Source organism: Nocardioides seonyuensis (assembly GCF_004683965.1).
Taxonomy (GTDB): Bacteria; Actinomycetota; Actinomycetes; order Propionibacteriales; family Nocardioidaceae; genus Nocardioides; species Nocardioides seonyuensis.
Window position 1 is genome coordinate 990398 of sequence record NZ_CP038436.1, and the last position, 21843, is coordinate 1012240.

Annotated in this window: 23 protein-coding genes, 3 tRNA genes and 1 pseudogene; 13 read left to right on the forward strand and 14 right to left on the reverse strand. The window is 70.6% G+C overall.

What is annotated here, in order from left to right; all coding sequences use genetic code 11:
- Positions 1–59 precede the first annotated feature (59 nt).
- The 4 genes from rpmG to EXE58_RS04890 form a co-directional block, all read right to left on the reverse strand.
- Positions 60–230 carry a 50S ribosomal protein L33 gene (rpmG, locus tag EXE58_RS04875; protein ID WP_135266833.1) on the reverse strand — a complete coding sequence of 57 codons (171 nt, stop codon included), beginning with the start codon at positions 228–230 and terminating at the stop codon, positions 60–62.
- Positions 231–279: 49 nt separating this feature from the next.
- A tRNA-Met gene (locus tag EXE58_RS04880) sits at positions 280–353 on the reverse strand.
- Between the two features lie 43 nt (positions 354–396).
- Positions 397–469 (reverse strand) — tRNA-Thr (locus EXE58_RS04885).
- A gap of 69 nt (positions 470–538) precedes the next feature.
- Positions 539–1939, reverse strand: a complete 1401-nt coding sequence (locus EXE58_RS04890; protein ID WP_135266834.1) for an amidase — start codon at positions 1937–1939, stop codon at positions 539–541.
- Positions 1940–2061: 122 nt separating this feature from the next.
- On the opposite strand from EXE58_RS04890, the gene EXE58_RS04895 reads away from it, so the two are divergent.
- Positions 2062–2433 carry a hypothetical protein gene (locus tag EXE58_RS04895; RefSeq protein ID WP_135266835.1) on the forward strand — a complete coding sequence of 124 codons (372 nt, stop codon included), beginning with the start codon at positions 2062–2064 and terminating at the stop codon, positions 2431–2433.
- A 26-nt stretch (positions 2434–2459) separates the two neighbouring features.
- Here EXE58_RS04895 and EXE58_RS04900 read toward each other — a convergent pair whose 3' ends face one another.
- Together EXE58_RS04900 and EXE58_RS04905 are read right to left on the reverse strand one after the other, a co-directional pair.
- Positions 2460–3050 (reverse strand): DNA-3-methyladenine glycosylase I, encoded by a 591-nt coding sequence (locus tag EXE58_RS04900; RefSeq protein WP_208544130.1) that lies wholly within the window; start codon positions 3048–3050, stop codon positions 2460–2462.
- A gap of 44 nt (positions 3051–3094) precedes the next feature.
- Entirely contained in the window at positions 3095–4090 is a 996-nt protein-coding gene (locus EXE58_RS04905) for a pirin family protein (protein WP_135266837.1), read from the reverse strand.
- A gap of 201 nt (positions 4091–4291) precedes the next feature.
- Here EXE58_RS04905 and EXE58_RS20275 point away from each other — a divergent pair.
- Together EXE58_RS20275 and EXE58_RS20280 are read left to right on the forward strand one after the other, a co-directional pair.
- Positions 4292–4501 (forward strand): annotated as a pseudogene (locus tag EXE58_RS20275) (oxidoreductase); the annotation flags it as partial.
- A 155-nt stretch (positions 4502–4656) separates the two neighbouring features.
- Complete coding sequence (locus EXE58_RS20280) at positions 4657–5319, forward strand: oxidoreductase (RefSeq protein ID WP_279638274.1); 663 nt, start codon at positions 4657–4659, stop codon at positions 5317–5319.
- 22 nt (positions 5320–5341) lie between these two features.
- Here EXE58_RS20280 and EXE58_RS04915 read toward each other — a convergent pair whose 3' ends face one another.
- The 3 genes from EXE58_RS04915 to EXE58_RS04925 all read right to left on the reverse strand — a co-directional run bounded on the left by EXE58_RS04915 (position 5342) and on the right by EXE58_RS04925 (position 8656).
- Positions 5342–6085, reverse strand: a complete 744-nt coding sequence (locus EXE58_RS04915) for an AAA family ATPase (RefSeq protein WP_135266838.1) — start codon at positions 6083–6085, stop codon at positions 5342–5344.
- An 81-nt stretch (positions 6086–6166) separates the two neighbouring features.
- Positions 6167–7393: a multidrug effflux MFS transporter gene (locus tag EXE58_RS04920; RefSeq protein ID WP_208544131.1), complete on the reverse strand. Its 1227-nt coding sequence runs from the start codon at positions 7391–7393 to the stop codon at positions 6167–6169.
- A gap of 30 nt (positions 7394–7423) precedes the next feature.
- Positions 7424–8656: a homogentisate 1,2-dioxygenase gene (locus tag EXE58_RS04925; protein WP_135266839.1), complete on the reverse strand. Its 1233-nt coding sequence runs from the start codon at positions 8654–8656 to the stop codon at positions 7424–7426.
- A 65-nt stretch (positions 8657–8721) separates the two neighbouring features.
- Between EXE58_RS04925 and EXE58_RS04930 the strand changes: the two genes are divergently transcribed.
- The 6 genes from EXE58_RS04930 (at position 8722) to EXE58_RS04955 (ending at position 14071) form a co-directional block, all read left to right on the forward strand.
- The gene (locus tag EXE58_RS04930) at positions 8722–9570 is read left to right on the forward strand and encodes a hypothetical protein (RefSeq protein WP_135266840.1); all 849 of its coding nucleotides are present in this window, start codon (positions 8722–8724) and stop codon (positions 9568–9570) included.
- Positions 9567–10748, forward strand: a complete 1182-nt coding sequence (fahA, locus tag EXE58_RS04935; RefSeq protein WP_135266841.1) for a fumarylacetoacetase — start codon at positions 9567–9569, stop codon at positions 10746–10748. The genes EXE58_RS04930 and fahA overlap by 4 nt, the downstream gene beginning before the upstream one ends.
- A gap of 10 nt (positions 10749–10758) precedes the next feature.
- Entirely contained in the window at positions 10759–11679 is a 921-nt protein-coding gene (locus EXE58_RS04940) for a metallophosphoesterase (protein ID WP_135266842.1), read from the forward strand.
- A gap of 1 nt (position 11680) precedes the next feature.
- Positions 11681–12352, forward strand: coding sequence for a histidine phosphatase family protein (locus tag EXE58_RS04945; protein ID WP_135266843.1), 672 nt, complete (start codon positions 11681–11683; stop codon positions 12350–12352).
- A 384-nt stretch (positions 12353–12736) separates the two neighbouring features.
- Entirely contained in the window at positions 12737–13495 is a 759-nt protein-coding gene (locus EXE58_RS04950; RefSeq protein WP_135266844.1) for a hypothetical protein, read from the forward strand.
- A 39-nt stretch (positions 13496–13534) separates the two neighbouring features.
- The gene (locus EXE58_RS04955) at positions 13535–14071 is read left to right on the forward strand and encodes a hypothetical protein (protein ID WP_135266845.1); all 537 of its coding nucleotides are present in this window, start codon (positions 13535–13537) and stop codon (positions 14069–14071) included.
- A 96-nt stretch (positions 14072–14167) separates the two neighbouring features.
- Here the strand turns inward: EXE58_RS04955 and EXE58_RS04960 are convergent, their stop codons facing one another.
- Together EXE58_RS04960 and EXE58_RS04965 are read right to left on the reverse strand one after the other, a co-directional pair.
- Positions 14168–14806 carry a cation efflux transmembrane domain-containing protein gene (locus tag EXE58_RS04960; RefSeq protein ID WP_135266846.1) on the reverse strand — a complete coding sequence of 213 codons (639 nt, stop codon included), beginning with the start codon at positions 14804–14806 and terminating at the stop codon, positions 14168–14170.
- Between the two features lie 2 nt (positions 14807–14808).
- Complete coding sequence (locus EXE58_RS04965) at positions 14809–16152, reverse strand: MFS transporter (protein ID WP_135266847.1); 1344 nt, start codon at positions 16150–16152, stop codon at positions 14809–14811.
- 53 nt (positions 16153–16205) lie between these two features.
- Between EXE58_RS04965 and EXE58_RS04970 the strand changes: the two genes are divergently transcribed.
- Complete coding sequence (locus EXE58_RS04970) at positions 16206–18605, forward strand: ATP-binding cassette domain-containing protein (protein ID WP_135266848.1); 2400 nt, start codon at positions 16206–16208, stop codon at positions 18603–18605.
- A 23-nt stretch (positions 18606–18628) separates the two neighbouring features.
- Here the strand turns inward: EXE58_RS04970 and EXE58_RS04975 are convergent.
- A tRNA-Tyr gene (locus tag EXE58_RS04975) sits at positions 18629–18711 on the reverse strand.
- Positions 18712–18815: 104 nt separating this feature from the next.
- On the opposite strand from EXE58_RS04975, the gene EXE58_RS04980 reads away from it, so the two are divergent.
- Complete coding sequence (locus EXE58_RS04980; RefSeq protein ID WP_135266849.1) at positions 18816–19307, forward strand: YajQ family cyclic di-GMP-binding protein; 492 nt, start codon at positions 18816–18818, stop codon at positions 19305–19307.
- 2 nt (positions 19308–19309) lie between these two features.
- A complete protein-coding gene (locus EXE58_RS04985; protein ID WP_208544132.1) occupies positions 19310–19735 on the forward strand; it encodes a DUF309 domain-containing protein in 426 nt (141 codons plus the stop codon).
- Positions 19736–19746: 11 nt separating this feature from the next.
- Here EXE58_RS04985 and EXE58_RS04990 read toward each other — a convergent pair whose 3' ends face one another.
- Positions 19747–20100, reverse strand: coding sequence for a hypothetical protein (locus EXE58_RS04990; protein ID WP_135266850.1), 354 nt, complete (start codon positions 20098–20100; stop codon positions 19747–19749).
- A gap of 168 nt (positions 20101–20268) precedes the next feature.
- Here EXE58_RS04990 and EXE58_RS04995 point away from each other — a divergent pair, with 168 nt between their 5' ends.
- A complete protein-coding gene (locus EXE58_RS04995; RefSeq protein ID WP_135266851.1) occupies positions 20269–21171 on the forward strand; it encodes an SCO6745 family protein in 903 nt (300 codons plus the stop codon).
- Between the two features lie 3 nt (positions 21172–21174).
- On the opposite strand, the gene EXE58_RS05000 is transcribed toward EXE58_RS04995, so the two are convergent.
- Positions 21175–21804, reverse strand: a complete 630-nt coding sequence (locus tag EXE58_RS05000) for a cobalamin B12-binding domain-containing protein (RefSeq protein WP_135266852.1) — start codon at positions 21802–21804, stop codon at positions 21175–21177.
- Positions 21805–21843: the final 39 nt, after the last annotated feature.

Below are 21843 nucleotides of genomic sequence, written 5' to 3' on the forward strand. Positions count from 1 at the left end.
ACTAAATCACCGCGACCCGCCAGGAGTCCTGGCGGGTCGCAACGGTCGGTGAAGAAGCGTCAGCGGGTTTCCTTGTGCGCCGTGTGCTTGCGGCAGCGCGGGCAGAACTTCGCCAGCTCGATGCGGTCGGGGTCGTTGCGACGGTTCTTCTTGGTGATGTAGTTGCGCTCCTTGCAGTCCACGCACGCAAGCGTGATCTTGGGGCGAACGTCAGAGCTCTTGCTGGCCACGGGAAGTCCTTCGTCGAGTTGCTGAGGTTGTGGTGATCTGGAGCAGCGGTAGCGGGGGCGGGACTCGAACCCGCGACACCACGATTATGAGCCGTGTGCTCTAACCACCTGAGCTACCCCGCCGCCGGGAACAGGCCACCCCAGCATACGGAGTGATCGAACCCAGAGCCCCTTTACGGAATCGAACCGTAGACCTTCTCCTTACCATGGAGACGCTCTGCCGACTGAGCTAAAGGGGCAACGCCGCGCAACCATACACGCGCGGTCGCTCCGGTGAGAAATCGGACTGCGCAAGGGCTTCGCAGGCCTCAGTCCACGTGGATCTGCTGCCAGGGAACGGCCTGCTCCAGCTCGTAGGCGAGCTCGAGCAGCCGAGCCTCGCGACCGCGCCCGGCGTTGAGCATCATGCCTTGGGGAAGGCCCTGTGCGGTGGTCGCCAGCGGCAGCGAGATCGCGGGCTCACCGGTGGCGTTGGCGAGCGGCGTGAAGGCCACCCAGTCCATCAGCCGGTCCATGATCTGGTCGTAGTCCTGGTCGGGCCTGAGGTGTCCGACGAGGGGCGTCTCGGTGGCCAGGGTCGGCGTCAGGGTGACGTCGTACTGCTGGTGGTGGCGGGCCGCGAGATGCTTGCTGCTCGCCAGCGTGGCCATCGCCAGCGGGAGCTTGTGGAGGTTGCGACGGCAGTGGCGGGACAGCCCGACGGTGAGGTTGTCGAGCTTGCCGGGATCCCAGGTGGGTCCGAAGTCCTTGCGGCCGCGCGCGGTGATCGCGAGGGCGAGCATCGACCAGTAGAGGACGAAGTGGTCGGCGAAGAACCCGGGGACCGGGTTGTCGATCTCCTCGACCCTGTGCCCGAGCGACTCCAGCAGCGCGCCGGTCTTGAGGGTGAGCTCCCGCACCTCCGGGGTCGAGTCACGCCCCACGCCCTGGGTGACCAGCGCGATCCTGAGCCGGGCCCGGCCGGGCCGGGTGATGTCGCCGACCGGGGCCAGGCGCGGGTTCCGCCAGACCTTCTCGGCCTCGCGGTAGAACGCCGCCGTGTCTCGCACGCTCCTGCTGACCACGCCGTCGCTCACGATCCGCACCGGCATCTCGCGCATCATGGCGTCCTGGGCCAGCCGCCCTCGGGTGGGCTTGAGGCCGACGAGCCCGTTGACGGAGGCCGGGATGCGGATGGAGCCGCCCCCGTCGTTGGCGTGGGCGAGAGGTACGACACCGGCCGCGACGAGGGCGGCGGAGCCGGCCGACGAGGCGCCGGCGTAGTGGTCGAGGTGCCAGGGCGAGCGCACCGGCCCCTGACGCAGGTGGTCCACAGCGCCACTGAAGCCGAACTCGCTCAGCCGCGTCTTGCCCAGCGGCAGCAGACCGGTGGCGAGGTACATGCGGGCGAAGTCGCCGTCGGCACTCGCCGGTCGGGCGACGAAGGCGTCGGTGCCGTGCTGGGTGGGCATGCCGGCCACGTCGACGTTGTCCTTGAGGAACGTCGGGACCCCGGAGAAGAACCCGCCGCGTGGGTGGGCGGCCTCCTCGCGGGCCCGGTCGAAGGCGCGGTGGGCGATGGCGCCGAGCTTCTCGTCGACCGCGTCGGCACGCGCGATCGCCGCCTCGACGACGTCGGCCACCGAGAGCCCGTCGCGGTAGGCATCGTGGAGGCCGACGGCGTCGAGCTCGGCGAGGGCGTCTTCGGCGAATGCGTGCACACGGGTCATGGGCGTGAATCTAGGGCCCGGGATCGGCAGCGACCTCGCGGCACGCAGAGGGGTCGAACAACGACTCGCTCCGTGGCCTACGATCCCTTCGCCCGCTACCCGAAACCTCTGGGAGACACTGGATGGACGAGCCACAGGGCCGCCTGCTGCTCGCCGCGACGTTGGGGGCGGCGCTCACCGCACTGTTCCTCGTCGGCGCCCTGCTCGTCGCCGAGATCGGCGGGGACGACGTCCAGGTCGCCGGCGCCTTCGTGCTTGCGATGTTCGCGCTGCTGCTCGCGATGGCGACCCTGATCGGATTCGTTCGCTACCTCGACGGAGACGGACCCGAAGGACGGCCGGTCGTGCGCGCCGGCATGGGTGTCCTCGCAGTGGTCGGCCTGGTTCTCACGGCGTGGCTCGTCTGGCAGATCGGCTGGCCGCACAGCGCGGCCGCCGTCATCACGCTGGTGCCCGTCGTGGTGATGGTCCGCGACGTCCTCTCGACCACCTGAGCTCCCTGCTCCGGGCGGGACGGCGCTCAGCGCGGTAGGGAGGCGCAGCCACGACGGTGGCAACCCACCAGGTGGTCGTCGATGATCCCGACCGCCTGCATCAGCGCATGCATCGTGGTCGGTCCGACGTGTGCGAAGCCGGCCTCCTTCAGCGCCTTGCTCAGCGCCGTGCTCTCGACGGTGGAGGCGACCTGCTCGCTGGTGCCCCGCGGTGCCGGAGACTCGGCGGGGCGGAACGACCAGAGCAGGTCGACCAGGCCGCCGCGCTCGCGCAGCGCGACCGTGGCGCGCGCGTTGGCCACGGCCGCCTCGATCTTGCGGCGGTTGCGCACGATGCGCGTCTCCGCCATCAGGCGCTCGATGTCGTGGACGTCGTACGACGCCACGGTGTCGGCGTCGAAGCCCGCGAAGACCTCGCGGAACGCGGGACGCTTGTTGAGGATCGTCAACCACGACAGCCCGGACTGGAACGCCTCGAGCGTCAGGCGCTCGAGATGGGCCGCCTCTCCCTCGACCGGCATCCCCCACTCCTCGTCGTGGTAGGCCATGTTGACGGGGTCGCCGGCCGCCCACGGGCAGCGTGCGAGGCCGTCCTCGCCGATCACTGGCTGGGTCATGCGCGTCATCCTCGCGCACGACGGTGACACTCGACGGTCCTGCCTCAGCGCCTGAGCTTGAGCCTGACGTTGGGGAGGGCCGGAGCCGGGATGGGGGGCAGCGGCTGGTCGGCCACGACGCCGAACCTGCCGTCGGACACCTCGCGGCTGTCGGACACGATCTCGCCGTCGCGGGTGATCTGGTCCTGCCACTCGGCGCGGTAGCCGACGATCTCCTCGTGGCTGCGGCCGACGAAGTTCCACCACATGACGATCTCCTCGCCGAAGGGCGGGCCGCCCACCAGGACCAGCCGGGCCTCCTCGCCGGCCGCCACCTCGATCACGGAGCGTCCGGGCGCGAGGTAGGCGAGCTCGCCCGGCTTGAGCTCCTCGCCGTCGACGCTGATGAGGCCGACGTCGAGCAGGACGCCGTGCTCGAAGGAGTCGTCGACATCGACCGTCAGGGACCCGCCCGTGGCGAGCATGATCTCCGCGCCCAGGAGCGGCGAGTGGGTCGGCACCGGGGACGTCGACCCCAGGGCCGAACCGAGGAACACCCGTGCCTCCCAGCGGGGTCCACGCACCGCGGGCGGCACGTAGTGGTCGAACGTCGGGGGCGTGTGCCGGCTCGCGTCAGGGAGCGCCACCCAGAGCTGGACCCCGTGCAGGACGGAGGTCGACGGCGGGGACACCTCGGAGTGGCTGATGCCCCGGCCACCCGTCATCAGGTTGAGCTCGCCGGGACGCACCATCGCGTGGTTGCCGGCGGAGTCGCGGTGCTCGACCTCACCCTCGAAGAGCCAGCTCACCGTCTGCAGGCCCGTGTGCGGGTGGGGCGCCACGCTCATGCCCCCGGTCTCCTCGACGTCGTCCGGGCCGTAGTGGTCGATGAAGCACCAGGCACCGATCAGCGACCGGGAGCGCTGCGGCAGCGTGCGTCGTACGTGCATCGCCCGCGGGCCCCCCAACGGGACCTCGCGGGGAGTCATCACCTGGACCCCGCGCGGCTCGTCACCGGAGGACAGGGTGACCTCGTCGGGGCGACGGTCGGGGTTGGTCATCAGCTCAGCTGCCTCGGCTCCGGACTGGAGAGGGTTCGTCCTTGGATAGTAGGCCGCCGCTCAACCGGGTGCGCCGACGGATGCGACGATCCCGGCCTGCTGGCAGGAATAGCACCCTCCCCCGCACGGTTGCGGCCAGGCGTGACCTCTCTCTTCGAGCCCCTGGCCCTCGGCGCGGTCAAGACCGCCAACCGCGTCTTCATGGCGCCTCTCACCCGGATGCGTGCGACCGTCCCCGGAGACGTCCCCAACGACCTGATGCGGGACTACTACGTCCAGCGGGCCAGCGCCGGCCTGATCGTCTCCGAGGGCACGCAGATCAGCCCGGAGGGCAAGGGCTACATGGACACCCCCGGCATCCACAGCGAGGAGCAGGTCGCAGGCTGGCGCCGGATCACCGACGCCGTGCACGACGCCGGCGGGCTGATCGCCGCCCAGCTGTGGCACGTGGGGCGGGTGTCGCACGAGTCGTTCCACGGTGGTGACCTGCCGGTCTCGGCGAGCGCGGTGTCGTACCGCAACCGGACGAGCGTGCGCGGTGAGGACGGCCGACCCACTCGCGTCGACTGCCCCACCCCCGCGCACTCGACACCGACGAGGTCGCACGAGTCGTCGAGGACTACCGCAGGGCCACGGTCAACGCCCGCGAGGCCGGCTTCGACCTCGTCGAGATCCACGGCGCCCACGGCTACCTGCTGCACCAGTTCCTCGCAGCCGACAGCAACCAGCGCACCGACCTGTACGGCGGCCCCCGCGAGAACCGCGCCCGGCTGATGCTCGAGGTCGTCGACGCGGTGGTCGACGAGTGGTCGCCTGACCGCGTCGGCATCAGGATCTCCCCCATCGGTCGCTTCAACGGCCTCGAGGACCCCGAGGGCGAGCAGGCTGGGCTCTACGTCGCCCGCGAGCTCGCCGGCCGCGACCTGGCCTTCCTGCACCTCTCGGAGCCCGACTGGGCGGGCGGCCCCGCGCTCGACGACGACTTCCGGGCGGCGCTGCGCGAGGCCCACCCCGGTCCGATCGTCGGCGCCGGCAGCTACGACCTGGACAAGGCCAGGCGCCTGCTCGACGCGGGGTTCATCGACGCGGCAGCCTTCGGCCGTTCCTTCATCGCCAACCCCGACCTGCCGCGTCGGCTCGAGAAGAACCTGCCCCTCAACGAGCCCGTGCCGGACACCTTCTACGGCGGCGACGCCGAGGGCTACACCGACTACGCCAGCATCGACTGACGGGCGCTCGATCTTGCCGCCGTCACACGGGGTCGATGACGTGGCGCAGGTATCGCATGGGGTGCTCGAGGTAGCGCCGCCAGTGGGCGACGAGCTCGAGCTCTTCCCAGACAGCCTCACGGACGCCCCACGGCCCGATCTCGAGGATCCGCGCCCCGGGCAGGGCTGCCAGCAGCGGTGAGTGGGTGGCGCAGAGCACCTGCGCCCCGGCCGCAGCCAGGTCGTGGAGCGTCCCGACCAGGGCGATCTGGGCGCTGAACGACAGCGCTGCCTCCGGCTCGTCGAGGCAGTAGAGGCCGGGAGAGTCGAAGCGCGTGCGCAGGACCTCCAGGAACGACTCGCCGTGGCTCATCTCGTGGAACTGCGGGTCATTCTCGGTGCTGAACGACTCCTGCCGGGTGAAGTAGCCGTGCATGGTCTCGGCGCGCAGGAAGAACCCCCACCGGGGCGCGCCCGGCGATCGTTCCAGCCTGATCCACCCGTGCAGCGGCGACTCCGTGGCGCGGGTGCCCTCCTGCACGTTGCGGGTGCCACCCTCGGCAGCAAGGCCGAACGCCATCGCGACCGCCTCCACGAGGGTCGACTTCCCGCTGCCGTTCTCCCCGACCAGGAGGGTGACTCCCGGGGCGAGCTCGAGCCCCTCGTCCAGCACCTGGGCGACCGCCGGGACGGACGCCGGCCAGGCTCGGCGATCCTCTGGTGCGGACTCGTCGGCGACCACGCGACGTACCGGCCGGCGATCGCGCAACCACCTGTCGGACGTCATGGGACGCGACGCTACAGCCGGACAGCGGCGTGCTCGTGGCCCCGGCTGACCGGGGATCACTGGAGCGGGGGCAGGCCTTCCTCAGCCGACGTCCGCGAGGGAGCGGGTGACCGTGGAGTGGCGCCACCACAGGAGGTAGCCGCAGGTCACCATCGCGAGCGCGGTGAGCGCGAAGCCCAGCACCGACGTGCCGGCGTACGGCGTGATGGCGAACGCCGCGATCGCGTTGAAGGAGAGCGTCACGAAGGTCGCGCCCGACATGACGGCACCTCGTCGGCGGGGCAGCAGGTCCAGCATCATCAGCTGGATGTTCGGGTAGGCAAGGCCGTTGCCCAGGGCCAGGACAGTCACGCCGAGCAGCGGCCACGGCATCGAGGCGCCCCACGGGGTCAGCGCAGTCGCCACCCCGAGCGCCCCGCCGGCGATGGCCAGGCCGAAGCCGATGCCGATGAGTCGGTGCGGATCGACCACGCCGGCGGTCCGGCCGCTGATGGTGGAGCCGATCATCATCGCCCCGATCATCGGGACGAAGAGCTTCCAGTAGTCGAGCTCACCCATCCCCAGGACGTCGCCCACGAAGATCGCAGCGCCGCCGATGTAGAGGAACTGCGCGGCGAACACGAACGTCCCGGCCCAGGCGATGCGATGGAACGCCGCCAGGCGACCGACCTCCAGCAACCCTGCGACGACCTCGCCCACCCGCAGCGGCACGCGGTCCTCCGGCGGGTGGGACTCGGGAAGCACGAGCAGCGTCGCCGCGATCAGCACGGCACCCAGCAACCCCATGAACCAGAACACCAGGGGCCACGGGCCGAGCTGGAGGAGCACGCCTCCCAGGATCGGCGCGATCGCCGGTGCCAGGCCGAAGATCACCGCGACGCGGCTCATCAGGCGCTGCGCCTCGTGGCCGTCGAAGAGGTCGCGGATCACGGTCCGGCTCACGATCGTCGACCCACCCGCCGCGACGCCCTGGACCGCCCGGCCCACCAGCAGCCAGGCGAGCGACGGCGCGAAGGCGCAGGCGATGGAGGCGAGCGCGTAGACCGCCAGCGACCCGACGATGACGGGCCGTCGACCGATCGCGTCGGAGAGCGGCCCGTGGAAGATGCTCACCGCGGCGAAGGCGAGCATGTAGGTCGTGACGACGAGCTGCATCTCGCCGGACCCCACGGAGAAGTCGCGCTCCATCGAGTCGAAGGCCGGGAAGGGCGTGTCGATGCTGAACGGCCCGATCATTGCGAGCATCGCCAGGACGACCGGGATCCCGACCAGTGCCCGGCGCGAGCTGCGGTCGAGGTCGGTCGTCACGAGCGCAGTCTGCTCTCCACTGGCCGCGGATCAGGAATTGCTGAACACCGCCGGGCCGCCGTCGTCACCGGGGGCGTCGGGGCCACGGCCGGCCCACGACCAGGCGTAGGACGGGTCCTCGACCGCGAGACCACCCTCACCGAGCTCGAGCGGGGCGAAGGTGTCGACCATGACGGCCGACTCGGCGAAGTAGTCCACCCCGAGCGAGGCCTCGATCGCGCTGGGCTGCGGGCCGTGCGCGTGGCCGCCGGGGTGCAGGCTGATCGACCCGATGCCGATGCCGGAGCCCTTGCGGGCCTCGTAGTCGCCGCCGACGTAGAACATGACCTCGTCGGAGTCGACGTTGGAGTGGTAATAGGGGACCGGGATGGCGAGCTCGTGGTAGTCGACCTTGCGCGGCAGGAAGTTGCACACCACGAAGTTGTGGCCCTCGAAGACCTGGTGGACCGGCGGCGGCTGGTGCACCTTGCCGGTGATCGGCATGTAGTCCTCGATGTTGAAGGTGTAGGGGTAGAGGCACCCGTCCCACCCGACCACGTCGAACGGGTGCGTGGCGTAGGTCAGGCGGGTGCCCACGACACCGGCGCTGGTGCGGTGCTTGACCAGCACGTCGACGTCCTGGCCGTCGACCACGTGGGTCTGTGTCGGGCCGTGCAGGTCGCGCTCGCAGTAGGGCGCGTGCTCGAGGAGCTGCCCGAACCTCGAGAGGTAGCGCTTCGGGGGATGGATGTGGGAGTTGGCCTCGATGGCGTAGAGGCGGCTCGGCTCGGCGGGCACCCAGCGGTGGTCGGTCGAGCGGGGTACGACGACGTAGTCACCGGCCCGGTAGGCGATCACTCCGAAGACCGTCTCGACCGTCCCCGAGCCGGCCTCCACGAACACGCACTCGTCACCGATCGCGTTGCGGTAGATCGGCGAGGGCTCCGTCCCGGTGCGGACGTAGCTGATGCGCACGTCGTTGTTGCCCAGGACCAGCCGGCGACCCTCCACCGGGCACGCTCCGGCGCCTTCTCCGGTGAAGAGGTCCTGCAGCCGGAGGTGCCGCGGCTTGAGCGGGTGGTTGGGCGTGCGGCTCTGGTCGGGCAGGGCCCACACCTGGCTGTCGGTGATCGCGCTCGGGACGCCGCGGTGGTAGAGCAGGGAGGAGTCGGAGGAGAACCCCTCCTCCCCCATCAGCTCCTCCCGGAGGAGGTCACCGCCCTCGGTGCGCAGCTGGGTGTGGCGCTGCCTCGGCAACGCTCCGACGGCTCGGTAGTAAGGCATGCGTGCGACTCCAGTGTTCGATAATCGGGGACGCCTGTCCGTTATCTGGTGGCTAGAGTAGACGCGTGAGCGCTGACACACCACCGTCCGCAGACCTCCCCCACGCTAGCCTCCCGGAGCCCTGGCGCGCCCTCGTCGACGACGCCGCGGTCTTCCCTCCTGGCAACGCGCCGCTGGACGACGCCCTCTCGGCGTTCGAGGCGCGGCAGGAGGAGTGGTTCGCCGAACTCGTCGGGTCCTTCGTGGTCCGAGACACCGACCTGGGGTCGGTTCCGGCGTCGATCCCCGTCTCGGTCGTGCTCAGCACCGGGGCCGGCGCCGTCGAGGGCGTCGTACGACAGGCCGCGAAGCGGGGGCTCAGGCTGGCCGGGCTGGAGCTGGCGCTGAACGACCTGCAGGACCTGGCCGGCAACGTGCGACGCGTCGACGCGGCCGTGCGGGCGGTCGAGGTCGACGCCCCCGTCTTCATCGAGATCCCCGGACCCGCCACGGCGGCCTGGCTCGCCGCAGCCGACGAGGTGGCGGCCTGCGACCACCGGCTCAAGCTCCGCCTGGGCAACCTCGACCACGACCTCGTCCCTGACTCGGGCACGGTCGCCGCCTGGATCGACGCGGCGCTCGACCGCGAGACCCGCTTCAAGGCCACGGCCGGCCTGCACCGCGCGGTCCGTCACGACCCCGAGGGCGGCGGGGCGCACGGCTTCCTCAACGTCATGGCCGCCACCCAGGCCCTCTGGGACGGCGGCTCCGCCGCAGAGGCCGCCCAGGTTCTCGAGCAGCGCGACGGGGCGACCCTCGCGGCCACCGACCTGTCCGCGGCCCGTCGCTGGTTCACCTCCTTCGGGTCGTGCTCGGTGACCGAGCCGCTCGATGACCTGACCGCCCTCGGCCTCCTGGAGATGCCCCAGCCATGAGCTCAGTGACCACCGCCCAGTCCTCGTCGGGCTTCGGCCTCGACCACCTGCCGTACGGCATCTTCTCGACCGCCGACGGCCCGCGTCGCGTGGGCGTCCGGCTGGAGGACCGCGTGCTCGACCTCGCGGCCGCGACCGGACGTGCGGAGCTCGCCCGCCCCTCGCTCAACGACTTCATGGCGCTCGGTCACGACGCGTGGCAGGAGCTGCGCGACTCGCTGCCCGGCCTCCTGGGGACCGGCGACCACCAGCACCGACTCGCCGACGTCGAGCTCCACCTGCCGATCGAGGTCGGCGACTACGTCGACTTCTACGCCTCCGAGCACCACGCCTCCAACGTCGGGCGCATCTTCCGGCCCGACCAGGAGCCGCTGCTGCCCAACTGGAAGCACCTGCCGGTGGGCTACCACGGGCGTTCGGGCACGGTCGTCGCGAGCGGCACCGAGATCATCCGGCCGCAGGGGCAGCGCAAGGCGCCCGACGCGACGGCCCCGACGTTCGGCCCGAGCCAGCGCCTCGACATCGAGGCCGAGCTCGGCTTCGTGGTCGGCACCCCCTCCCGCCTGGGCGAGCCGGTCAGCACCGCCGACTTCGTCAGGCACACCTTCGGCGTGGTCGGGCTCAACGACTGGTCCGCACGCGACATCCAGGCGTGGGAGTACGTCCCGCTGGGGCCGTTCCTCGGCAAGTCCTTCGCCACCTCCATCAGCCACTGGGTCACCCCGCTGGCCGCTCTCGACGCGGCCTGGACCGAGCTGCCGGGCCAGGACGACCCGGAGGTGCTCGACTACCTCCGGGTCGACGGTCCGGCCGGTCTCGACATCGACGTGGAGGTGGTGCTCGACGGCGAGGTCGTGTCACGTCCTCCCTACCGCACGATGTACTGGTCGCCGGCCCAGATGCTCGCCCACACCACCGTCAACGGCGCCACGGTCCGCACCGGCGACCTCTGGGGGTCGGGGACCATCTCCGGACCGGGCCGCGACGAGCGCGGCTCGCTCCTCGAGCTGAGCTGGGGAGGCAAGGAGCCGTTCACCGTGGCCGGTCGCGAGCGCACCTTCCTCGAGGACGGCGACGAGGTGACGCTCCGCTACACCGCGCCCTCGACCGGAGGCGGACGGCTCTCGCTCGGCGAGGTGGTAGGCCGAATCGCCCCCGCACGCACGGCGCGCCTCTAGGCTGGCCCGCGTGAGACAGCTCGGTCAGTACCCTCCGCCGAGGCACGTCCTCGCCCACCTCTCCGACCCGCACCTGCTGGCCGGCAACGTCCGGCAGTACGGCGTCGTGGACACCGAGGCCGGGCTGGCTCGCGTGCTGGAGCGCCTCGCCGAGGTGGATCCGCGCCCCCACGCCCTGGTCTTCACCGGCGACCTGGCCGACAGGGCCGAGCCCGACGCCTACCGCAGGCTCCGCGAGATCGTCGAGCCGGCCGCCGAGGCGATGGGCGCCGAGGTCGTGTGGACCATGGGCAACCACGACGAGCGCGAGCCCTACGCCCGCGGGCTGTTCGGCGAGTCCGGCGACCGGCCCCAGGACCGGGTGCACGAGGTCGACGGCCTCCGCATCGTCTCGCTCGACACCAGCGTCCCGGGCTACCACCACGGCGACCTCACCCACGACCAGCTGGCGTGGCTGCGTGACGTGCTCGCCGAGCCGGCGCCCCACGGCACGATCCTCGCCATGCACCACCCGCCGCTCCCGCTCCCGATGCTGCCCGCAGCCGAGCTGATCGAGCTGCTCGACCAGGACCGTCTCGCTGCGGTCGTGGAGGGCACCGACGTGCGCGGGATCCTGGCCGGCCACCTGCACTTCTCGACCTGGTCCACCTTCGCAGGGGTGCCGGTCTCGGTGGCCAGCGCGAGCTGCTACACCTCCGACCCTGTCCCGAGACCCGACCGCTTCGTGTCCGGCGTGGACGCCAACCAGGCCTTCACGATGGTGCACGCCTACGACGACCGGCTCGTCCACACCATCGTTCCCCTGGAGCAGGGTGCCGAGGTCACCCACGTCACGCTCGGGACAGTCGCCCCGATGGAGGACCTCGAGCTCGACCAGATCCACGAGCTCGCCTCCTCCAAGGCCTCCCCGTTCAACGTGGGCGAGGTCTGAGGTGCGACTGCTCCTGATGCGTCACGGGCAGACGCACGCCAACGTCTCGGGCGAGCTCGACACCGCCCACCCCGGCCTCGAGCTCACCGACCTGGGCCACACCCAGGCGACCGCGGCGGCGCAGGCGCTGCTCGACGAGCACCTCGACGCGATCTACGTGTCCAGCCGCGTCCGCACCCACCAGACCGCCACCCCCACGGCACGGGCGCGGTCGTTGACGCCCGTCCAGCTCGACGGCCTCCACGAGATCGCGGCCGGCGACTTCGAGATGCAGTCCGACCACGACTCCGTGCACGGCTACATCTCGACGGTGGCCGCCTGGATCGAGGGCGACCACGACCGTCGGATGCCCGGCGGCGAGACGGCCCACGAGTTCCTCGAGCGGTACGACGCCGCGGTCCGCACCATCGTCGATGCCGGTCACGACGCCGCGTTGATCGTCAGCCACGGCGCCGCCCTCCGCACCTGGACGTCGCTGCGCCTGCTCCCCGACCAGGGTGCTCCCGCGGCCACCGAGCCCCTCCACAACACCGCCCTCATCATCCTCGAGGGCGACTTCGAGGCCGGCTGGTCGCTGGTGTCCTGGCACGGCGAGGCCTGTGGCGGGCGCTTCCTCGACGACGAGTCGGCGCTCGACCCCACCGGCGACCTGGACGACGCCGTCGACCAGTAGGGGCCGCTTTCTCGACCGCCAGCCGGCGACACGTCGTACTGCGATCGCGACACGCGGCACGTTCCCTGCGGGCACATACCCCATATGCGGCTTGTGTGGGTGCCGAGAACACCGATTGAGTTCCGTCGGCGGGGGCACGGCTAGCGAGCTCCGACAACAGACCGTCGGAGCGGGTGGACCCCGCGCGACTCGGACACACGAGTCTGTGTCCACATCTCGGAAGGATTCACCATGCGTGCAGAATCTGGCTCCACTCAAAGGGAACGGTCTCCGCGTTCCAGAGCTGTGACCTTCGCCGTCGCCGCTCTGACTGCGGGAGCCGTGGTACTTCAGAGCGCTGGCGTGGCAACCGCGAGTGACGTCCGCGTGGAGGCGCCTGCGAACGTGCTCGCGAACATGGAGGAAGCTCTCATCGAAGTAGGTGCCACACCGACCACGGTGACCGCTGAAGACGGCAGCGGTGTCGACGTCCAGCTTCCGGGCGCCGCGAGCCAGGCGGCTGTGGCCACGACGCCCGCTGGCGTGCTCACCATGGAGGTGCCCGCCCAGGGCCGCGACCTTGCTCAAGGGGATGACTCGATCACCCTCCTAGACGGGTCTGCGACTGACACTGCGGTGGCCGTTCAGCGCACAGAGTCTGGACTTCGTGCGCTCGTCCACATCGACTCCATCGAGGCACCGGAGCGGTTCCAGTTCCCGATCGGCGGCGATGTCGCCGAGATTAAGCTGACCGCTGACGGCGGAGCCGCCGCACTCGACGCTGAAGGCCACGTCGTGGCGACCGCGCCTGCTCCCTGGGCCATTGACGCCAACGGCGTGTCGGTGCCGACTCGCTTCGAGGTTGATGGGACCACGTTGATCCAGACGGTTGACCACCGTGGTGGTGACTACGCATATGGCATCGTCGCCGACCCGAGCTGGTACTTCTGGGCGAAGTGCGGAGCCGCACTCACGCTCTTCATTGCCCAGAACCTCACCCCAGCCAAGCTCGCCAGGGCAGGCACCATCCTCAAGTCGACGTACACCTTGGTGCGCTACTTGGGTCAGTTCCCCAGTGTGAGCCAAGCCAGCCGAGCGCTTGCGGCATGGCTAGGGTCTGCTTCGGGCGTCAACGACCTCGTGTTGCGCTGCTGGCCCGACTGATCCCTGCGGACCGATTCAGCCCGAGCTTGAGGAGCATGCGTGATGACGACGCTCACGAGTCGCCAACGCACGATACGCCTACATCTGCGTAGCGAGGTCGCTGCGGTCGAGGCGTCTACGGCCGTGTTCGCGGCCTGCATCCTTCTGCTCGGGCTGAGTCCAGCAGCTGCAATCGGATGGGGTGTGCTCGCCGGGCTGGTCGCCGCGACAGCCCTCCAAGTCCTGCGGTTGCTTCCCACGCGGCCGGCAGGCAACGAGGTGAATCTCCTGGGCTTCGACCCGTCTCGGGGTGACCTCCTTGGACAGAAGGGGGCCACGGCCGAGAAGAAGCGGTTCACCCCGGCTGGGGTTTTCATCGTGGCTATCGCCTCGCCGCTGATCATCGCCAGTGTCGTCATCCGCTTTGCGTTGCTCTACCTGGTACCGACCGTGATCGTTGCCGCACTTGCTCTCACGGTGTCCGACCTCCATCCAGTCCGGGTCCTCGGCGTCTGGGGTTTTGCGGTCCTTGCGTCACTGGCGAACGAGTACGCAGTCGTGCGCCCACTGGCCCAGCGCTCGGACGTTCCGCTTTAGCAGCGCAAGGGTCAGGCTCCCTCGGTGCCGATTCTGGGATGCACGAATCGCTCGCCTGCCCTGAGTTGCTAGAGGACGACGCAAGCTAGCTCCGGCTCAGTCGATCGGCTCCCCGGCGAGCGCCTTGGCGTCCAGTCGCTCCTCCTCGCTGATCTCCCACACCTCGTGGGCGGCGTGCAGCGCGAGCCCGATGATCAGGCACCCGAGGAGCAGGTCGGGCCAGCCCGAGGACGTCCAGGACGTCACCAGGGCCATGGCGATGATGGCGGCGTTGATGAGCACGTCGTTGCGGGCGGACAGGAAGGCCGCCCTGCCCAGCGAGCCGCCGTGGTGGCGCACCCGGGCCAGCAGCCATGCGCTGGTGCCGTTGACCACGATGGCGCCGAGCGAGACCACCACGACCGGCACCACGTCGGGAGCGACCGGATCGGCGAACCGGTGGGCCGCCTCCCACCCGGCCAGGGCCGCCGGGCCCAGGATGACGACCGCCATAAGCTTCCCCATCGCCGCGCGCCGGGCCAGCGGCCACCCCAGGGCGGCGAAGATCAACAGGTTGACCGAGGCGTCCTCGAGGAAGTCGACGCTGTCGGCCAGCAGCGAGATCGATCCCGCCACCTGCGCGACCGAGAACTCCACGAAGAAGTAGGCGAGGTTCAGCCCGGCCACGACCAGGACGACCCGGCGCAGACGTCGCCGGTCCAGTGCCTCGTCGCCGCCCTCGTCGTACGCTCCCATGATCAGACTCCCTCGGTGCCGATGCCGGGGTGCACGAACTGCTCGCCGGCCCTGAGCTGCTCGACGGCTCCCGGGTGCACCCGCTCGAGGTGCTCGATGCCGCGCCGTCTGTAGCGCAGCACCTGGACGATGCCGAAACCCCAGAAGAGGTACTGCGTCGCGAAGGCGAGCCGGAAGTCGTCGAGGGTGTACGACGCCATCCCCCGCGGCTCCACGAGATCGAGGACGACGCCGATGATCGCCATGGCGAGCAGCGAGGCGGTGAACCCGCCGATGTTGACGAGGCCGTTGGCCCGCCCCATCTCCTGCACCGGCGTGAAGGAGCGGGCCAGGTCGAACGCCACCATGGAGGCCGGTCCCCCGGTGGCCGTGGCGAAGACCGTCATGACGACGACCCAGTCGGGCGGAGCGCCGGGCCAGAGCAGCACCAGCGCCCAGAGGGTCGCCATCACGGCGACGACGACGATCACGATCATGGAGCGCCAGTAGGGCAGGCGCAGCACCAGGCGGGCGACACCCAGGCCGCTGGCCGCCGCCCACGCCACCATCGCCATCAGCAACGTGCTCGCCGACTTCTCGGACCAGCCGAGCCCCGCCACCAGGAACGGGAAGCCCCACAGCAGTCCGAAGACCGTCGCGGAGAACTGCGAGGTGAAGTGGGACCACATGCCCAACCGGGTGCCCGGGTTGCCCCAGACGGTGCGCACCGACTGGGCCAGCGCGCGCAGCTTGATGATCACGACCTGGTCGTCGCGGGCGTAGGGCGAGTCCTTGACGAACACCAGGACGGCGACCAGCAGGACCACTCCCACGGAGGACGCCGCTGCGAAGGCTCCTGTCCAGCCGAGCGCGTCGAGGAGCAGCGCGAGCGGGGCTGCGGCCACGATCGCACCGAGCTGGCCGGTGAGTCCCGTCAGCTGCGTCACCATCGGCGCCTGCCGGACCAGGAACCACGACGTGACCAGCCGGATCACACTGACGAAGACCATCGCGTCACCGGCCCCGAGCACCGCCCGGGCGAGCACGGCCCCGCTGAAGGACGTGCTCCAGGCGAAGACGAGCTGACCCGCTGTCATCAGCACCAGGCCGCCGAGCAGCATCGCCCGCGAACCGAACCTGTCCAGCATCACCCCGACCGGGACCTGCATCCCCGCGTAGACCACGAGCTGCAGCACGGTGAACAGCGCCAGACTCGTGGCGTTGATGTCGAAACGCTCGCTGGCCATGATGCCGGCGACTCCGAGGGAGCTGCGGTGGAAGACGGCGAGGGCGTAGACCGAGAGCGCCACGAGCCAGATCACCCAGGCCCGGCGCTTGCCGATGTCGTGGAGCTGGGCGGCCGTCACCGGGTCAGGATGTCACGGTGGGTCGACCGTGCCCGGCTGGGTACGGAGGACCGATGACCACTGACCCGGGCGACCCCTTCGTTCGCGTCCGCGGCGCCAGCGAGCACAACCTGCGCAACGTCGACGTCGACATCCCCCGCGACGCCATGGTCGCGTTCACCGGTGTCTCCGGCTCGGGCAAGTCCTCGCTGGCGTTCGGCACGTTGTACGCCGAGGCACAGCGCCGCTACTTCGAGTCCGTGGCGCCCTACGCACGACGACTGCTGCAGCAGGTCGGTGCGCCGCACGTCCAGGAGATCACCGGGCTCCCACCTGCCGTGGCCCTCCAGCAGCGTCGCGGAGCGGCGACGTCCCGATCGTCGGTGGGAACCATCACCACGCTCTCCAACCTCCTGCGGATGCTCTACTCCCGGGCGGGCGACTACCCGCCGGGTGCGGACCACCTCGCAGCTGAGGCGTTCTCCCCCAACACTGTCGCTGGCGCCTGCCCACGCTGCCACGGCCTGGGTGTCGTGCACGACGTCACCGAGGAGCTGCTCGTCCCGGACCGGTCGCTGAGCATCCGCGACGGGGCCATCGCCGCATGGCCCGGGGCCTGGCAGGGCGCCAACCTGCGCAGCATCGTCACCGGTCTGGGCATCGACATCGACCGGCCGTGGAGCAGGCTGAACAAGAAGGACCGCGACTGGCTGCTCTTCACCGACGAGCAGCCCTCCGTCCTGATCAAGCCCCAGCGCGACCGGATCGACCACGGCTACTACGGCAAGTTCTGGAGCGCGCGCAAGCACGTCATGCACACGCTCGCCGACTCCAAGAGCGAGCGGATGCGCGAGCGTGCCCTTCGGTACGTCGAGGACGCGCCCTGCCCCGACTGCCGCGGCAGTGGGCTGCGTCCCGAGGCCATCGCGGTCAGCTTCGCCGGCCGATCCATAGCCGAGGTCAACCAGCTCCCCTTCGTCGACCTCGTCGAGATGCTCCGGCCCATCGCGGCCGCCCCGGAGGAGATGGGGGAGGTCGCGGTCCGGATCTGTGCCGACCTGCTGGCCCGGGTGGAGGTGCTCCTGCACCTGGGGCTGGGCTACCTCAGCCTCGGACGCAGCTCGACGACGCTCTCGCCGGGCGAGGCGCAACGTCTGCGGATCGCCACCCAGCTGCGCTCCGGGCTGTTCGGGGTCGTCTACGTCCTGGACGAGCCGTCCGCTGGCCTGCACCCCGCGGATGCCCAGCCACTCCTCGACGTTCTCGATCGGCTGACGGCGTCCGGCAACTCGCTCTTCGTCGTGGAGCACGACCTCGACGTCGTACGCCGCGCCGACTGGGTCGTCGACATCGGCCCGGGTGCGGGCGAGGCCGGGGGCCGGGTGCTCTACAGCGGTCCTGTCGCGGGGCTCGAGGACGTCGCCGAGTCCGCGACCAGCGCGCATCTCTTCGGACGCGCCGAGGAGCTGGCTCACGACGTCCGCACCCCGCAGGGCTGGCTGGAGCTGACCGGAGTGTCCCGCCACAACCTGCGCGACGTGTCCGTCGAGATCCCCCTCTGTGTCCTGACCGCCGTCACGGGGGTGTCAGGCTCCGGCAAGTCCACCCTGGTCAGCCAGGTGCTCGCCGACGACCCGAAAGCCCTCGAGTCGTTCGATCGGCTGGTGCTCGTCGACCAGCGTCCGATCGGCCGCACGCCGCGGTCGAACCTCGCGACCTACACCGGGATGTTCGACGCGGTGCGCAAGCTGTACGCCGCCACCGACGCGGCCCGGGCCCGTGGCTACGGCGCTGGGCGCTTCTCCTTCAACGTGCCCGAGGGACGCTGCGAGACCTGCCAGGGCGAGGGCTTCGTCGCGGTCGAGCTGCTCTTCCTGCCCGGCACCTACGCCCCGTGCCCGACGTGCCACGGCGCCCGCTACAACGCCGAGACCCTCGAGATCACCTACCGCGGCACGAACGTCGCAGAGCTGCTGGCCATGCCGGTTGACCTGGCCGCGACGTTCCTTGCCGACGTGCCGGCCGCGGCGCGCAGCCTCGAGACGCTGCGCGACGTGGGACTGGGCTACCTGCGACTGGGCCAGCCCGCGACCGAGCTCAGCGGTGGAGAGGCTCAGCGCATCAAGCTCGCCACCGAGCTCCAGCGGGCACGCCGCGGCCACGCGCTCTACCTCCTCGACGAGCCGACCACGGGGCTGCACCCCTCCGACGTCGCGCTGCTGCTGCGCCAGCTGCACCGGCTCGTCGACGCCGGCAACACGGTGGTGCTCGTCGAGCACAACCTCGACGCCATCGCCACCGCCGACTGGGTCATCGACCTCGGGCCAGGAGGAGGGGACGCGGGCGGGCAGGTGATCGCCACCGGGACACCGGCCGAGGTCGCGCTGGTCGAAGGCAGCGCGACGGCGCCGTACCTCGCACAACGGCTCAGCAAGATGGCTCCGCAAGGACTGAGCCACCCCGAAATGACCTGAGCCCCGCACCGGGCGGGGCTCAGTGGCAGATGAAGGATTCGAACCTTCGAAGGCGTAAGCCGACGGATTTACAGTCCGCTCCCATTGGCCGCTCGGGCAATCTGCCATGTTGTGCTCGACCCCCGTTGAGGGGGCTGAGAACAAGACGGAAGAATAGCGCAGGCACCACACCGGATCGAATCGCCGGGGGGACCCGGCCGGGAGGTAGACATGGCTGACTCGAGCTTCGACATCGTGAGCAAACTCGACCGGCAGGAGGTCGACAACGCGCTCGGACAAGCCGCTCGCGAGGTCGCGACCCGCTTCGACTTCAAGGGCACCGGGGCCACCATCGAGTGGAAGGGCGAGCAGGCGATCGAGATCAGCGCCAGCGCCGACGACCGGGCCAGCGCCGTGCTCGACGTCTTCAAGGACAAGCTGATCAAGCGCAACCAGAGCCTGAAGATCCTCGACGCCTCCGAGCCGCGGCAGTCGGGCCAGGTCTCCAAGATCGACATCACGCTCAAGGAGGGCATCACCTCCGAGGACGCCAAGAAGATCTCCAAGCTCATCCGCGACGAGGGCCCCAAGGGCGTGAAGGCGCAGATCCAGGGCGACGAGCTGCGCATCTCCTCCAAGAAGCGCGACGACCTCCAGGCGGTCCAGAAGCTCGTCAAGGAGCAGGACCTCGACTTCGCGGTCCAGTTCACCAACTACCGCTGATCATGGTGGCCAGGGACCGCGACGAGCAGGGCCGGCCGCGCCAGGCCAGGCCCCGCGACGAGCTCGGCCGACCCCTGCCGTACGACGCCACGGGGGTGGAGCCGGTCTCGGAGGACCCGTTGCCGCCGCTGGAGACGGTGCGGTTCGCCCTCGAGCTGCTCGACCGGGGGCGGCCGTTCTCGGCCCACGAGGTCTTCGAGGCCCGCTGGAAGAACGCTCCCGCGGTCGAGCACGATCTCTGGCAGGGACTGGCCCAGCTGTGCGTCGGGCTGACCCACGCGCTGCGCGGCAACACCACCGGCGCCCGGCGGCTGCTCGAGCGTGGCAACGGCCGGCTCGAGCGCTACGCCGCCGCCGGCGGCCCGACCTACGGACTGGACCTGGCGCAGTTCCGGTCGCGGATCCACCGCGAGGCCGGCGCCGACTGACGTCCCGCTGGTCAGATCGGGATGCCGACGCGCTGGATCCAGAACAGGCCGCACACGACGATCCAGGCTGCACTCGACGCGACGAGGACGGTCGTGGCCCTGGGCCACCACCACGAGACCGCAAGACCCAGCGTCGTCAGGATCGCGGGGACTCCCCCGACGACCGCCAGCGCGATGACGCCCCACATGCCCATACCGCCCATCGGGTCTTCTTCGGCCGACTCGCGCGCACCACGGAGCAGCTCGAGGGCGCCGACGCCGGCGAGGACGACAACCAGCGCGACGAACGCGACACCCAGCCATGTCAGGAGCCCCAGCGACCTCGGGCCTTTCTCGTGCTGGACAGGAAACGTGCGATCAGCCACGGGGTGCCTCCTGGAGCGAGTGATGAGTCGGCGAGCACTCCCAGCCTCGTGAGGGACGGCACGGGTGGCATCGGTACCCGTACTCAGGCACCCACCAGCCCGCTCGTGGCGTGTGACCCCGAACGCACTCGCTGGACCACAGCGTCCGGTAGCGAGTAGACCGGCCCCATGCCCCACCCCGGCCCTCGAAGAGCGCGAGAGCTGTGGCTGCTGCTCGAACCCATCCACGCGGTCACCTACTTCTCGCCCGAGCCCTTGGCTGCGCTGAAGCACGCGGGCTATCGCGGTTTCTGGATGGGCTACTTCGCGGGCCGGGCAGCGCCGCTCGGGCCGGTGTCCGCAGAGCTGGTGCACGCGCTGTTCTACAACTTCGCGTTCGAGCACGTGAGTCGCGCGCTTCCCGACGCCTGGGCGTTCGCTCCGCCAGGAGCCGCGCTGGAGGCCCGGGAGGCGGGTTCCGTCGCTGCGCTGACTCGCCATCTCGGCGACCTCGCGCAGGCACCGGCTGTCGCTCGGGCCGCCGAGATCGCCAGTGCGGCTGCCTCGTCGGCGCCGATGGAGGGTCGACCGCTCTTCGCTGCGAACCGGACGATCCCCGAGCCGGAGAAGCCGCTCGCCCGGTTGTGGCACGCCGCCACGTTGCTGCGGGAGCACCGAGGGGACGCCCACGTCGCTGCGCTCGTCGCTGCCGGGATCAGCGGTCGCGAGTCCCACGTGCTCCATGCGCTCCACAGCGGCACCTCGGAGGAGGTGTACGTCACCGCACGCAACCTCGGCGCCGAGGAGTGGAGGAGCATCCTCGACCGCCTGCAGGAGCGCGGACTCGTTGCCGGCTCCGGTGGCCTCACCGAGTCGGGAGCCGCCACCAAGCAGACGATCGAGGACCGGACGGACGCACTGGCGTGGACGGCGTTCGACCACCTGGGAGAAGCGCGGGTCGATGAGCTGCTCGGGGCACTGCGCCCGATCACGGCGGCGGTGGTTGCCGCGGGGGAGATACCGACGCATTCTCCGATGGGTCTCGACCTCACCGACTCGGCCGCAGCCCGCGCTCCTGCCCCCTCGGGCTGAGGCTCACCCCTGAGGCGTGCCACGGACGGCCAGCGCACCGACCGCGGCCACCGGGTCGGGCGGGAGGAGCTGCGCGCCGACGAGATGGGCGACCTCGTGGTCGGCCCCCCGCCCGGCGACGTAGACCGTGTGCCGCTCGCCGAGCTTGCGCAGGGCCGAGGCGTGCGCCGTGAGCGCCGTACGACGCGTGGCCGCCAGCACCACGGCGTCCGCGGCCGAGGTGCGCGCGGCCCCCACGATCGCCGTGACCGGCGTGTCCGCCCCGAGGTAGCGCACCCGACAGCCCTGCTCGCCGAGCAGCAAGCCGAAGCAGAGCAGCGCGATCTCGTGCCGCTCACCCGGCGGGCAGCCGAGGATGACCACCGGGGCGCCGACCCGCCTCGTGGCCGAGGAGGTGGCGAGGGTCGTGAGACGTCGGGTCAGCAGGCTGGTGAAGAAGTGCTCGTGCGCCACCGACAGCGTGCCGCTCTCCCACCGGTCGCCGATCTCCTGGAGGAACGGCAGGATCACCTCGGACACCGCCCGCTGCAGCGGCAGGTCCCGAAGCAGGTCGGCGAGGGCCTCGTCGACGGCCTCGGCGTCGAAGGACTCGACACCGTCCCACAGGCTGACCGCGGGGTCAGTGATCGTCACCTCGGCAGGCTACCTGCGGCCGCCCCGCGCGTGGAATCA